Annotated in this window: 25 protein-coding genes; all 25 read left to right on the top strand. The window is 36.7% G+C overall.

Features of this window, described 5'->3' with window-relative positions; genetic code table 11:
- Positions 1–2 precede the first annotated feature (2 nt).
- The 25 genes from rpsS (at position 3) to carA (ending at position 12,410) form a co-directional block, all read left to right on the top strand.
- Positions 3–281, top strand: coding sequence for a 30S ribosomal protein S19 (gene rpsS, locus B9Y84_RS15485; RefSeq protein WP_085518305.1), 279 nt, complete (start codon positions 3–5; stop codon positions 279–281).
- A complete protein-coding gene (gene rplV, locus B9Y84_RS15480; RefSeq protein ID WP_085518304.1) occupies positions 281–667 on the top strand; it encodes a 50S ribosomal protein L22 in 387 nt (128 codons plus the stop codon). Before rpsS ends, rplV begins: the two co-directional genes overlap by 1 nt.
- Before the next feature lie 2 nt (positions 668–669).
- Positions 670–1,401: a 30S ribosomal protein S3 gene (gene rpsC, locus B9Y84_RS15475; protein ID WP_085518303.1), complete on the top strand. Its 732-nt coding sequence runs from the start codon at positions 670–672 to the stop codon at positions 1,399–1,401.
- Between the two features lie 29 nt (positions 1,402–1,430).
- Entirely contained in the window at positions 1,431–1,862 is a 432-nt protein-coding gene (rplP, locus tag B9Y84_RS15470) for a 50S ribosomal protein L16 (protein ID WP_013455158.1), read from the top strand.
- Complete coding sequence (gene rpmC / locus B9Y84_RS15465) at positions 1,859–2,053, top strand: 50S ribosomal protein L29 (RefSeq protein WP_085518302.1); 195 nt, start codon at positions 1,859–1,861, stop codon at positions 2,051–2,053. Before rplP ends, rpmC begins: the two co-directional genes overlap by 4 nt.
- Before the next feature lie 8 nt (positions 2,054–2,061).
- On the top strand, positions 2,062–2,316 hold the full coding sequence (gene rpsQ, locus B9Y84_RS15460; RefSeq protein WP_085518301.1) for a 30S ribosomal protein S17: 255 nt from the start codon (positions 2,062–2,064) through the stop codon (positions 2,314–2,316).
- Between the two features lie 2 nt (positions 2,317–2,318).
- Positions 2,319–2,687 (top strand): 50S ribosomal protein L14, encoded by a 369-nt coding sequence (gene rplN, locus B9Y84_RS15455; protein WP_013455161.1) that lies wholly within the window; start codon positions 2,319–2,321, stop codon positions 2,685–2,687.
- 4 nt (positions 2,688–2,691) lie between these two features.
- A complete protein-coding gene (gene rplX, locus B9Y84_RS15450; RefSeq protein ID WP_085518300.1) occupies positions 2,692–3,039 on the top strand; it encodes a 50S ribosomal protein L24 in 348 nt (115 codons plus the stop codon).
- Positions 3,032–3,589: a 50S ribosomal protein L5 gene (rplE, locus tag B9Y84_RS15445; RefSeq protein WP_085518299.1), complete on the top strand. Its 558-nt coding sequence runs from the start codon at positions 3,032–3,034 to the stop codon at positions 3,587–3,589. The genes rplX and rplE overlap by 8 nt, the downstream gene beginning before the upstream one ends.
- 2 nt (positions 3,590–3,591) lie before the next feature.
- Positions 3,592–3,861 carry a 30S ribosomal protein S14 gene (gene rpsN / locus B9Y84_RS15440; protein WP_085518298.1) on the top strand — a complete coding sequence of 90 codons (270 nt, stop codon included), beginning with the start codon at positions 3,592–3,594 and terminating at the stop codon, positions 3,859–3,861.
- A 91-nt stretch (positions 3,862–3,952) separates the two neighbouring features.
- A complete protein-coding gene (rpsH, locus tag B9Y84_RS15435; RefSeq protein ID WP_085518297.1) occupies positions 3,953–4,351 on the top strand; it encodes a 30S ribosomal protein S8 in 399 nt (132 codons plus the stop codon).
- A gap of 9 nt (positions 4,352–4,360) precedes the next feature.
- Positions 4,361–4,915, top strand: coding sequence for a 50S ribosomal protein L6 (gene rplF / locus B9Y84_RS15430; RefSeq protein WP_085518296.1), 555 nt, complete (start codon positions 4,361–4,363; stop codon positions 4,913–4,915).
- An 8-nt stretch (positions 4,916–4,923) separates the two neighbouring features.
- Positions 4,924–5,274, top strand: a complete 351-nt coding sequence (rplR, locus tag B9Y84_RS15425; RefSeq protein ID WP_085518295.1) for a 50S ribosomal protein L18 — start codon at positions 4,924–4,926, stop codon at positions 5,272–5,274.
- A 4-nt stretch (positions 5,275–5,278) separates the two neighbouring features.
- Positions 5,279–5,797: a 30S ribosomal protein S5 gene (gene rpsE / locus B9Y84_RS15420; protein WP_013455168.1), complete on the top strand. Its 519-nt coding sequence runs from the start codon at positions 5,279–5,281 to the stop codon at positions 5,795–5,797.
- A gap of 5 nt (positions 5,798–5,802) precedes the next feature.
- Positions 5,803–5,985 (top strand): 50S ribosomal protein L30, encoded by a 183-nt coding sequence (rpmD, locus tag B9Y84_RS15415; RefSeq protein ID WP_085518294.1) that lies wholly within the window; start codon positions 5,803–5,805, stop codon positions 5,983–5,985.
- Between the two features lies 1 nt (position 5,986).
- Positions 5,987–6,433 (top strand): 50S ribosomal protein L15, encoded by a 447-nt coding sequence (gene rplO, locus B9Y84_RS15410; protein ID WP_085518293.1) that lies wholly within the window; start codon positions 5,987–5,989, stop codon positions 6,431–6,433.
- A 1-nt stretch (position 6,434) separates the two neighbouring features.
- Positions 6,435–7,754: a preprotein translocase subunit SecY gene (gene secY, locus B9Y84_RS15405; RefSeq protein ID WP_085518292.1), complete on the top strand. Its 1,320-nt coding sequence runs from the start codon at positions 6,435–6,437 to the stop codon at positions 7,752–7,754.
- Positions 7,755–7,764: 10 nt separating this feature from the next.
- Complete coding sequence (infA, locus tag B9Y84_RS15400) at positions 7,765–7,983, top strand: translation initiation factor IF-1 (RefSeq protein WP_013455172.1); 219 nt, start codon at positions 7,765–7,767, stop codon at positions 7,981–7,983.
- A 7-nt stretch (positions 7,984–7,990) separates the two neighbouring features.
- Positions 7,991–8,107, top strand: a complete 117-nt coding sequence (gene ykgO, locus B9Y84_RS15395) for a type B 50S ribosomal protein L36 (protein WP_013455173.1) — start codon at positions 7,991–7,993, stop codon at positions 8,105–8,107.
- A 2-nt stretch (positions 8,108–8,109) separates the two neighbouring features.
- A complete protein-coding gene (rpsM, locus tag B9Y84_RS15390; RefSeq protein WP_085518291.1) occupies positions 8,110–8,487 on the top strand; it encodes a 30S ribosomal protein S13 in 378 nt (125 codons plus the stop codon).
- A gap of 10 nt (positions 8,488–8,497) precedes the next feature.
- The gene (gene rpsK, locus B9Y84_RS15385; protein WP_085518290.1) at positions 8,498–8,890 is read left to right on the top strand and encodes a 30S ribosomal protein S11; all 393 of its coding nucleotides are present in this window, start codon (positions 8,498–8,500) and stop codon (positions 8,888–8,890) included.
- A gap of 25 nt (positions 8,891–8,915) precedes the next feature.
- The gene (gene rpsD, locus B9Y84_RS15380; protein WP_085518289.1) at positions 8,916–9,521 is read left to right on the top strand and encodes a 30S ribosomal protein S4; all 606 of its coding nucleotides are present in this window, start codon (positions 8,916–8,918) and stop codon (positions 9,519–9,521) included.
- A gap of 27 nt (positions 9,522–9,548) precedes the next feature.
- A complete protein-coding gene (locus B9Y84_RS15375; protein WP_085518288.1) occupies positions 9,549–10,538 on the top strand; it encodes a DNA-directed RNA polymerase subunit alpha in 990 nt (329 codons plus the stop codon).
- A 5-nt stretch (positions 10,539–10,543) separates the two neighbouring features.
- Positions 10,544–11,191: a 50S ribosomal protein L17 gene (rplQ, locus tag B9Y84_RS15370; RefSeq protein ID WP_085518287.1), complete on the top strand. Its 648-nt coding sequence runs from the start codon at positions 10,544–10,546 to the stop codon at positions 11,189–11,191.
- 124 nt (positions 11,192–11,315) lie between these two features.
- Positions 11,316–12,410: a glutamine-hydrolyzing carbamoyl-phosphate synthase small subunit gene (gene carA, locus B9Y84_RS15365; protein ID WP_085518286.1), complete on the top strand. Its 1,095-nt coding sequence runs from the start codon at positions 11,316–11,318 to the stop codon at positions 12,408–12,410.
- Positions 12,411–12,415 lie beyond the last annotated feature (5 nt).

Here is a 12,415-nt window from a genome sequence, read left to right as displayed (position 1 = left end):
AGATGGCTAGATCGTTAAAAAAAGGACCTTATATTGACTTTCGTCTTGAAAAGAAAGTTGACAATATGAATGACTCCGGTAAGAAATCGGTTATCAAAACTTGGTCAAGAAGATCTATGATTTCTCCTGATTTTGTTGGTCATACTTTTGCAGTGCACAACGGGAATAAATTTATTCCGGTTTATGTAACTGAGAACATGGTAGGACATAAGCTAGGTGAGTTTTCTCCTACTAGAAATTTCAGGGGTCATATAAACAAAAAAGATAAAGGTAGGAGATAATGGAAGCAATAGCTAAATTAAATAACGTACCTACTTCTCCTCGTAAAATGAGGATGGTAGTGGATCTTATCAGAGGTGAAAAAGTTAACCGTGCTTTGAATATTCTTAAGTTTGAATCTAAGCATGGAGCAGCTAGAGTTGAGAAATTATTGCTGTCTGCAATTGCCAACTGGCAACAAGCAAATCCAGAACTAGATCTTGAAGATGCTGAGTTATATGTTAAGTCTGTTCAAGTTGACGGTGGTAGAGTCCTAAAAAGACTTAGACCAGCTCCTCAGGGTAGAGCTCATAGAATTAGAAAAAGATCAAACCATGTAACTTTGATTGTTGACAGTGCTGCGGACAAAGCGGTATTGGCTGAAACTGATAACGCTGAAAATAAATAACAATGGGACAGAAAGTTAATCCAATAGGTTTTCGTTTAGGTATCGTGCGAGGTTGGGAATCCAACTGGTACGGGGGAAAAGGTCTTTCTTTTTCTGATAAACTTATAGAAGATCAAAAGATCAGAGAATATATATTAGCTCGTATTCCAAAAGGTGGAATCTCTAAAATTGTTATCGAAAGAACTTTAAAAAGAATTACTTTAACTGTTCACACTGCTAGACCAGGAGTAGTAATCGGTAAAGGTGGTAGCGAAGTAGATAAACTAAAAGAGGAGCTTAAAAAATTGACTGGAAAGGATGTTCAAATCAATATTTTTGAAATAAAACGTCCAGAATTAGACGCCAAATTAATTGGAGAGTCAATTGGTCAGCAATTAAAAGCAAGAATTTCCTACAGAAGAGCAATGAAGCAAGCAATTGCATCTGCTATGAGAGTAGGAGCTCAAGGAATTAAGATTAAAGTTTCAGGACGTTTAGGCGGAGCTGAAATGGCACGTACCGAGATGTATAAAGAAGGTAGAATTCCTTTGCATACATTAAGGGCAGATATCGACTATGAGACAACTCCAGCACATACAATTTATGGAACAATTGGTGTGAAAGTGTGGGTTTTCAAAGGAGAGGTTTTCGGCAAGAGAGACTTGTCGCTTAATGTTGGGGCAGGTACACCTGGTAAAGGTGGTGGCCCGGCTAATAATAGAAGAAGTGAACGTCCTAAAAGAAAGCGTAAGTAAGCGCTTTCTTGGTAAAAGATTTTTAGAAAATGTTACAGCCAAAAAGAACAAAATTTAGGAAAAAGCAAAAAGGAAGAGTAAAAGGAATTGCTCAGAGAGGGCATAGAATTGCCTTTGGAAGTTTTGCTTTGAAGTCACTGGAGCCGGGTTGGATTACCAGTAGACAGATTGAGGCAGCAAGGATTGCCATGACTAGAGCTATGAAAAGACAAGGTCAGGTTTGGATCAGAATATTCCCTGATAAGCCAATCACCAAAAAGCCTGCAGAAGTAAGGATGGGTAAAGGTAAAGGTGCACCTGAATATTGGGTTGCAACTGTTAAACCTGGTACCATAATGTTTGAAGCGGGTGGTGTATCTATGGCAGATGCCAAAGAAGCACTTAGACTTGCAGCGCAAAAATTGCCTGTGAAAACTAAGTTTTCAGTACGAAGGGATTACTCAGAAAATATAGTATCATGAAAAACACTGATATTAAAAAATTATCCGTTGACGAACTCAATGAGAATATTAAAGTTGAAGGACAAAAACTTCACAAGTTAAAGTTTGCGCACGCAATTTCTCCAATAGAGAATCCTATGCAAATCAGAGATACTCGTAAGAATGTTGCACGTCTGCAAACTGAACTAAGAAGTAAAGTACTTGCTAAATAATTGCTAAGATGGAAAGAAACCTTAGAAAGGAAAGAGTAGGGTTAGTTGTTAGTAACAAAATGGATAAGTCCATTACCGTTTCTGTAGAAAGAAAGGTTAAACACCCTATGTATGGTAAATTCGTAAAGAAAAATACCAAATTCATGGCTCATGATGAGGCTAATGATTGTACGATTGGCGACACTGTCAAAATACAAGAAACTAGACCATTGAGCAAGAATAAAAAATGGAGATTAGTAGAAATCGTTGAAAGAGCTAAATAACCATGATACAACAAGAATCAAGATTAAGTGTAGCGGATAATAGTGGTGCCAAAGAGGTATTGTGTATCCGTGTATTGGGTGGTACCAAAAAACGGTACGCTTCCATTGGTGATAAAGTGATTGTAACTGTTAAGTCTGCTCTTTCTTCAAGTAACTTGAAAAAAGGTACCGTTTCTAGAGCCGTTATCGTACGGACTAAGAAAGAGGTAAGAAGAAAAGATGGTTCATATATTCGCTTCGAAGATAATGCTGCGGTATTATTGAACCCTAATGATGAGCCAAGAGGTACTCGTATTTTCGGACCTGTTGCTAGAGAATTGCGTGAAAAGCAATTCATGAAAATTGTTTCTTTAGCACCTGAAGTATTATAATATTATGGAGAGGAGAAAAAACAAACAAAAGAAGTTTCATATCCGCAAGGGTGACACTGTAATGGTAATTGCCGGTAATGCTAAAGGCAAATCAGGTAAAGTGTTAGAAATGATCGGGGAGAAAGATAGAGCTATTGTTGAAGGAGCTAATGTGGTTACAAAGCACAACAAACCTTCTGCCAATAGTCCTCAAGGTGGTATCGACAAAGTGGAAGCACCAATTCATCTCAGTAACTTGAAATTAGTGGATCCTGCAACTGGTGAAGCAACTAGAACTGGGCGAAAGCTTGACGAAAAAGGTAAATTGCAAAGATATTCAAAAAAAACGGGGGAGGTAATCAACAATGGCTAATCCAAGAATAAAAGAATTATACCTGGGTGAAATAATTCCCGCTTTGAAAGAGAAATTTCAATACAGCTCTGCTATGGAGGTTCCTAAGCTTACAAAAATTGTAATCAACAAGGGAATTGGAGCAGCAACAGCTGATAAAAAGTTGGTAGACACTGGAGTAGAGGAGTTGACCATGATAACAGGTCAAAAAGCTATTCCTACTTATGCTAAAAATTCTATTTCGAATTTTAAGTTAAGAGAGGGAATGCCAATTGGAGCGAAGGTGACGCTTAGGGGTGAAAAGATGTATGAATTTTTAGATAGATTAATATCTGTTTCATTACCTCGAGTACGTGACTTTCAAGGTGTGAAAGATAAAGGTTTTGACGGTAGAGGGAATTATACTCTAGGAGTTAAAGAACAAATCATATTCCCGGAAATAAGTATTGATAAAGTTTCAACTATCTCCGGGATGGATATCACATTTGTAACCACTGCAAATTCGGACGAAGAGAGCTATGAATTATTGAAAGCTTTCGGAATGCCATTTGCTAGTAAAAACAACAAATAATTATGGCTAGAAAAGCAGTAATTGCCAGAGAAAAGAAAAGAGAGAGATTAGTCGCTAAGTACGCAGACAAAAGAGCTGAGTTAAAAGCTAATGGTGACTATGAGGCTTTAGATAAATTACCAAAAAATGCATCGCCAGTAAGGTTGCACAACAGATGTAAATTGACTGGACGTCCTAAAGGGTATATGCGTAAATTTGGAATCTCAAGGGTAACCTTCCGTGAAATGGCTTCACAAGGTAAAATACCAGGGGTGACCAAAGCAAGTTGGTGATTTTTAAATTTTTATTTTTATAAACAAATTAATTTCTTAACTTTGCACGCCTGTTTCGGCAGGGCAAATAGAAATTATAATTAATTAAGAGATGGTAACTGATCCAATAGCTGATTTTCTTACAAGGGTTCGTAATGCTATAAAGGCAAATCACCGAATCGTAGAAGTACCGGCATCAAACTTGAAAAAGAGTATGACCAAAGTGCTTCATGAAAAAGGTTATATCCTGAATTATAAATTTGAGGAAGATAACGCGCAAGGTAATATCAAAATTGCTTTGAAATATGATCCTGAAACAAAGACTCCTGCTATTTCAAAACTAGAGAGAGTTTCAAAGCCAGGGTTAAGAAAATACTCTGATTCTGAAAACTTGCCGAGAGTTTTAAATGGTTTGGGTGTGGCGATAATGTCAACCTCAAAGGGAGTAATCACTGACAAAGAAGCTAGAACGCTTAAAATTGGTGGTGAAGTATTGTGCTACGTATATTAAAGAATAGAAATGTCACGAATAGGTAAAAGTCTTATACAACTACCTCAAGATGTAACGCTTGAAATTGCTAAAGATAATTTAGTAACGGTAAAGGGTTCTAAAGGTACTTTAACACAGCAAATTGATTCTGCTATTTCTGTTAAGAACACAGATGGTGTAATACAGTTAGAAAGAGCTACAGAATCTAAAAGACATAAAGCGATGCACGGTTTGTACAGAGCTTTATTGAATAATATGGTTACTGGAGTTTCTGAAGGATATAAAAAGCAATTAGAACTGGTTGGTGTTGGTTATAAAGCCACAGTTCAAGGGGATGTATTGGAGTTAAGTTTAGGCTATTCTCACAGTATATTTCTAGGATTGCCTGAAGAGGTAAAAGCGACTGCTGAAACGGTTAAAGGTCAAAATCCTGTCGTTACTTTAGAAAGCTTTGATAAACAATTGATTGGACAGGTTGCTGCTAAGATCAAGTCCTTACGTACTGTTGAACCGTACAAAGGAAAAGGAATTAGATTTGTTGGTGAACAAGTTAGACGTAAAGCAGGTAAGACTGCCGCTAAATAATATTAAAAATGGCTATTAGTAAACAAGATAGACGAGTTCGAATTAAATTAGGAATTCGTAGAAAGATTTCCGGAACTGCTGAAACACCTCGTTTGACGGTATTTAAAAGTAACCGTGCCATTTATGCACAAGTGATCGATGATTTAAAAGGGCATACGTTGGTAGCCGCTAATTCTTTGGAGTTAGGAGCTAATAGCAATGCTGATATCGATACGGCTTCAAAGGTTGGTGAAACATTGGCCGAGAGAGCGAAGGATGCTGGTATCAAATCAATCGTATTTGATAGAGGTGGTTACAGATTTCATGGTAGAGTAAAAGCATTGGCTGACGGTGCTCGTAAAGGTGGCTTAAAATTCTAAAAATATGTCTCAGAGTAATATAAAATCTGTTAGAGCAAGCGAAATCGAATTGAAGGAGAAGGTGGTAGCCATTAAAAGGGTTGCTAAGGTTGTGAAAGGTGGTAGAAGATTTAGCTTCTCTGCAATCGTGGTTGTAGGAGATGGTAATGGTGTTGTTGGTTATGGATTGGGTAAAGCCAATGAAGTGACGGATGCGATTACCAAAGGAATTGATGATGCTAAAAAGAATTTGGTAAAAGTGCCTATTCTTAAAGGTACTGTTCCGCATGAACAAATCGGTAAATATAGTGGTGGTTTCGTATTAGTGAAACCTGCTTCTCCAGGTACTGGAGTAATAGCAGGTGGTGCAATGCGTGCTGTTTTCGAAAGTGCTGGTGTTCATAATGTTTTAGCAAAATCTAAAGGTTCTTCGAACCCGCACAACGTAGTGAAAGCTACTTTTGATGCACTACTTAAATTGAGAGATCCTTATACAGTAGCGAAAGATAGAGGAATTGCACTTTCTAACGTATTTAATGGGTAATTACAATGGCTAAGAAAATTAAGGTAACACAAACCAGAAGTGTAATAGGAAGGCCTAAAAATCAAAAGCTTACAATAGAAGCTTTAGGTTTAGGTAGAATTAATAAAACAGTGACTAAAGATTCAACTCCTCAAATCGAAGGAATGTTGAGAAAGGTAGCTCACTTAGTTAATATAACTGAAGGATAAGATGAAATTACATACATTAAAACCAGCAGAAGGTTCTATTAAAGATAGAAAGCGTATTGGAAGAGGCCAGGGATCTGGAGCTGCCGGTACTGCAGGAAGAGGTCATAAAGGTGCTAAATCGAGAAGTGGATATTCTTCGAAACAAGGTTTTGAAGGTGGACAGATGCCATTGCAAAGGAGAGTTCCTAAATTTGGTTTCAATAACTTCAATAGAGTTAGTTATAAAGCCATCAATTTGAGTGATCTTCAGATACTTCAAGAAAAGTATAGTGTTGATACTATTGACTTGGAATTATTGAAAAGCAAAGGACTTGTTGCTAAAAATGACTTGGTTAAAATTTTAGGAAACGGAACCTTGAAAGCTAAATTGAATGTTACAGCTAATGCATTTTCAAAAACTGCATTAGAGGCAATTGAAAAAGCTGGGGGAACTGCATCAAAAATATAATATGAATCGTTTTTTTTCTACCATAAAGAATATTTTCTCCATTGAGGAGCTGAGAGATAGGATTTTAAATACTATTGGGTTTTTAATAATATTCCGTCTAGGCTCTTTTGTGGTTTTACCTGGTGTTGATCCTTCAAAGTTGTCCGGTGATGCCCAAGGTATTTTTGGTCTCTTAGACACCATTTTAGGAGGTGCGTTTTCGAACGCATCCATTTTTGCGTTAGGTATCATGCCTTACATCTCTGCAAGTATTGTCATTCAGCTTTTGACAGTTGCTGTGCCGTATTTTCAGAAGATGCAAAAAGAGGGCGAATCTGGTAGAAAGAAAATCACTCAAATTACAAGAGTCTTAACTATTGCTATCACCTTTGTACAAGGTGTAAGCTACGTAGCAGGAACGATTCCATCGGAGGCTATTATGATGAGTCAGACCTTCTTCACTGTCACATCCGTTATTGTTCTAACAGCAGGTACAATTTTTTGTATGTGGTTAGGAGAAAAAATTACTGATAAGGGTATTGGGAATGGGATTTCTATGCTGATTATGATAGGAATTATTTCACGTTTCCCTGGTTCTATTGTTGCTGAAGCAATATCCCTAGGCATGAGTGGTTTATTATTCTTCATTCTAGAGATCGTGGCTTTATTCTTCGTAGTGATGGTCACCGTAATGTTGGTGCAAGCTACCAGAAGAATACCAGTTCAGTATGCTAAGCAAGTTGTGGGAGGAAGAGTGTATGGTGGTCAACGTCAATATATTCCATTAAAGGTTAATGCGTCAGGTGTAATGCCGATTATCTTTGCGCAGTCATTGATGTTTTTACCTGCTTTATTGGCAAACTTATGGGCAGATGATAGTGATACAGCGGCTTATATTGGAAATGTATTTTCAGATTTTCAAAGTTGGCAGTATAACTTAACATTTGCATTGTTAATCATAGTGTTTACATTCTTGTATACTGCGATTACGATTAATCCTAGTCAGATAGCAGATGATATGAAGAGGAACGGTGGTTTTGTGCCTGGAATTAAACCAGGAAAGGAAACTTCCGATTTTATAGATAATATATTAACGAAAATTACTTTACCGGGCTCTATTTATTTAGCACTGATTGCAATTTTACCTGCGTTCGTTGCTAGAGCTGGTGTTGGCACTCAATTCTCTCAATTTTTTGGAGGAACATCCCTAATCATTATGGTAGGGGTGATTTTAGATACTTTACAGCAAATAGAGAGTTACTTGTTGATGCGTCATTATGAAGGGATGATGAAGTCAGGTAAAGTGAAAGGTAGTTCGTCACAAAGAACAGCGGTAGCTTAATCTAGTAATTATGGCAAAACAAAGTTCAATAGAGCAAGATGGAACAATAACGGAAGCGTTATCGAACGCTATGTTTCGTGTTGAATTAAGTAATGGTCATGAGGTAATAGCTCATATCTCTGGGAAAATGAGAATGAATTATATTAAGATTCTTCCTGGAGATAAGGTGAAATTGGAGATGTCTCCTTATGACCTAACAAAAGGTAGAATAGTATACAGATACAAATAAAAAGATTATGAAAGTTAAAGCTTCAATCAAAAAGAGAAGTGTTGATTGTAAAGTAGTCCGAAGAAACGGCAAGCTTTATGTGATCAACAAGAAGAATCCACGTTTCAAACAAAGACAAGGGTAATTATGGCAAGAGTTTCCGGAGTAGATATTCCTGATAATAAAAGGGGAGTTATATCATTGACCTACATATTTGGTCTTGGTAGAAGTTCATCAGCAAAGATTTTAGAAATGGCTGGTGTTGACGCTGATAAAAAAGTTAGTGAGTGGACTGATGACGAAGCGAATAGCATTAGATCTGTCATTAGTGAAAACTTCAAGACTGAAGGTGTTCTAAAATCTGAGGTTCAAATGAGCATCAAAAGATTGTTAGATATTGGATGTTACAGAGGTTTACGTCACAGAAAAGGGCTTCCGTTAAGGGGACAGAGAACAAAGAACAATTCTCGTACTCGTAAAGGAAAGAGGAAGACTATTGCAAATAAAAAGAAAGCTACTAAGTAATCATTAGATCATGGCTCAAAAGAGAAAAGATAAAGCTAAAAAAAGAGTTGTTAATGTTGAAGCTATCGGACAAGCACACATCAGAGCTTCGTTCAATAACATCATCATTTCCTTAACAAACTCTACAGGTCAGGTAATTTCCTGGGCATCCGCTGGTAAGATGGGTTTTAAGGGTTCTAAAAAGAACACTCCATATGCTGGTCAAGTCGCTGCTCAGAATGCCGCACAGACTGCCTACGATTTAGGTCTTAGGAAAGTTGAAGTATATGTTAAAGGACCTGGTGCAGGAAGAGATTCTGCCATCAGAACTATTCAAAATACAGGTATTGAAGTAACGGTGATTAAAGATGTTACTGCATTACCACATAATGGATGTCGTCCACCTAAAAGACGTAGGGTTTAATTCATCGCTTAAGTAATTAAAGAAAATGGCTAGATATAAAGGACCAAAATCCAAAATAGCAAGAAGGTTTAATGAACCAATTTTTGGTGCAAGTAAAGCATTATCCAAAAAGGCTTATCCTCCTGGACAACACGGCAGAGGAAGACGTAGAAAGCAGTCTGAATATGCTGTGCAGCTGATGGAGAAGCAAAAAGCTAAATACACTTATGGTGTATTAGAGAGGCAATTTGCTAATTTATTTGATAAAGCTTCCAGAAAGAAAGGTATTACTGGTGAGGTACTACTTCAATTGTTGGAAAGTAGATTGGATAACGTTGTTTTTAGATTAGGGATTGCTCCTACTAGAAGAGCAGCGAGACAGTTGGTAGGTCATAAACACATTTTGGTAAATGGAGAGATTTTAAATATCCCATCTTATCAAGTGAAAGAAAGTGATGTAATTGGTGTAAGAGAGAAATCTAAATCTCTAGAGTCTATCACTGATAGCCTTTCATCCAATACAGCAACGAAATATTCTTGGTTGGAATTTGATAAGTCTTCAATGTCAGGAAAATTTGTAAATATTCCGCAAAGAGAAGATATTCCAGAGAATATTAATGAGCAGCTGATTGTCGAGTTGTACTCAAAATAAACAGTTAATTTAAAGAAATTTAATAATATGTCCATTTTAGCATTCCAAATGCCTGAAAAGGTGGCAATGGAGAAAGCAGATGATTTTCACGGGCTTTTTACATTCAAACCATTAGAAAAAGGATATGGCGTTACTGTAGGTAATGCCTTAAGAAGAATTTTGTTATCTTCACTTGAAGGTTATGCTATAACAGGTATTAAGATTCCTGGTGTATTGCATGAGTTTTCTGCAGTAGAAGGTGTGGTGGAAGATGTTTCTGAATTGATATTAAATCTTAAAATGGTAAGATTTAAGAAGATAGCAGAGACTGCTGACAACAAAATTAACATTTCTCTTAAAAATACTAAGGAATTCAAAGCTGGTGATATCAATAAGTTCACAACTTCTTTCGAAATCTTGAATCCTGATTTGTTGATTTGTCACATGGATGAGTCAATTAATTTTGAGATAGAATTGACGATAGAAAAAGGAAGAGGATATGTTTCCTCTGAAGAGAACAATGTAGTAGACCAAGCTACGGACTATATTGCTATTGATTCAATTTTCACTCCAATAAAAAACGTTAAATATAGCGTTGAAAATACAAGAGTTGAGCAGAAAACTGATTACGAACAATTAGTTTTAGATATTGAAACTGACGGTAGTATTCACCCGGAAGTAGCATTAAAAGGTGCTGCAAATATATTGATCAAGCACTTTATGTTATTTTCTGATCAGAATATGGTATTGGATGCTGGTGGATCTGATGAACCTGAAGCTGTAGATGAGGAAATGTTGCATATGCGCAAATTGCTTAAAACAGCTCTTAACGATTTAGACCTTTCCGTAAGAGCGTACAATTGCTTGAAAGCAGCTGATGTTAAAACACTAGGAGACTTGGTTGCACTTGAAATTTCTGATATGATGAAATTTAGAAATTTCGGTAAGAAATCGTTAGCAGAATTAGAGCAATTGGTAGCAGATAAAGGTTTAACCTTTGGAATGGATCTATCCAAATACAAACTTGACGAAGAATAAGGACAATGAGACACGGTAAGAAATTTAATCATTTAAGTAGAACTGCTTCCCATAGAAATGCGATGTTATCAAACATGGCAGGTTCTTTAATCCTTTCAAAAAGGATTACAACCACTGTTGCTAAAGCAAAGGCACTAAGGAAGTATGTTGAGCCTTTATTGACAAAATCAAAGGAGGATACTACGCATAATAGAAGAATTGTTTTTTCTTCTTTAAAGAATAAGGAAGTACTAAAGGAGCTTTTTGACGAAGTTGCAACTAAGATTGCTAATAGACCAGGTGGCTATACTAGAATAATCAAATTGGGATCTAGATTGGGTGATGATGCGGAAATGGCATTAATCGAGCTAGTGGATTACAATGAGTTGTTGCTAGGTGGTGAGAAGAAGGAAAAGAAAACTACTAGAAGAAGCCGTAGAGGTGGTAGTTCTAAATCTACTTCTGCTAAGGCTGAAGGTACTGCCGAAACCAAAGAAGCGACTCCGAAGAAAGAGGCTAAGAAAGAAGATGCTCCAAAGGCTGAAGCGAAAAAAGAAGAAGCTCCTAAAGCTGAAACTAAGAAAGCCGAAGCTAAGACAGAGGATGCTCCGAAAGCAGAGAAAAAAGAGACAAAATCTGATGATAAATCAGATGAGAAAAAGGGAGATGAATAATCTTTCTAACAATAGATTTAATAAAAGGGATTGGATATTTATTCAATCCCTTTTTTTTTATTTATTTTTGCCTCAGTTTAATAAATAAAGCTCCATTTCATTTTCAATTTCAGAATAGTATCTGATGAAGTATAAAAACAAAAACAAAGCAATCTTACTTTTAGAAGACGGAACAGTCTTCCACGGCAAATCCGTTGGTTTTTCAGGCACAAAAGGTGGTGAAATCTGTTTTAATACGGGTATGACTGGGTACCAAGAAGTCTATACTGATCCTTCCTATTACGGTCAAATTATGGTGAATACCAATGCCCATATAGGAAATTATGGAGTTCACCCTGATGAGTCAGAATCTGACAGTCCGAAGATATTTGGCGTAGTAATTAATGCCTTTTCAGATGACTACAGTAGAGGTCAAGCAGTCGATAATTTGAATAATTATCTCATTGAGCATGAAATTCCTGGTATTTGTGATGTGGATACAAGAAAAATTGTAAGGCATATTCGAAATAAAGGTGCGATGAACGCTATCATTTCCTCAGAAATAACAGATATAGACGAATTAAAAAGAGAATTGGATAAAGTGCCTTCAATGGAAGGCTTGGAGCTTTCTTCTAAAGTAACGACTAAGCAGGCTTATGAAATGGGACCAGATGGAGGAGTGAAGTTGGCCGTAATGGACTATGGTATAAAAAGTAGTATTCTAAAGCAATTAGTTGAAAGAGGCTTTAGGTGCAAAGTATTCCCTTCGAGTGCAAGTTTTAATGAAAGCGAAGAATGGAATCCTGAAGCGTACTTTTTATCAAATGGGCCTGGTGACCCGGGAGTAATGACAGATGCCATCAATAATAGTAAGGAGATTATCGAAAGTGGTAAGCCATTATTTGGTATTTGCTTAGGGCATCAGTTAATTGCACTAGCAAATGGAATTAAAACGTTTAAAATGCATAATGGACATAGAGGTTTAAATCAACCAGTGTTGAATGTAGAGTCAGGGAGAAGTGAAATCACTTCACAAAACCATGGGTTTAGTATTGTCACTGAAGATGTAGAGAAATCCACTCTAGTAGTAGCCACGCATTTGAATTTGAATGATAAGACGGTGGAAGGTTTAAGGATGAAAGATAAGAAAGTATTCTCTGTGCAGTATCATCCGGAATCATCCCCTGGCCCACATGATTCAAGGTATTTATTCGACCAATTTATTTCACTAATCAACTAATAAAA

This window comes from Marivirga sericea, from assembly GCF_900177665.1.
In the GTDB taxonomy this organism is placed as follows: domain Bacteria; phylum Bacteroidota; class Bacteroidia; order Cytophagales; family Cyclobacteriaceae; genus Marivirga; species Marivirga sericea.
Note: the sequence above shows the minus strand (reverse complement) of the source record. Positions and strands in the feature narration are given on the sequence as shown.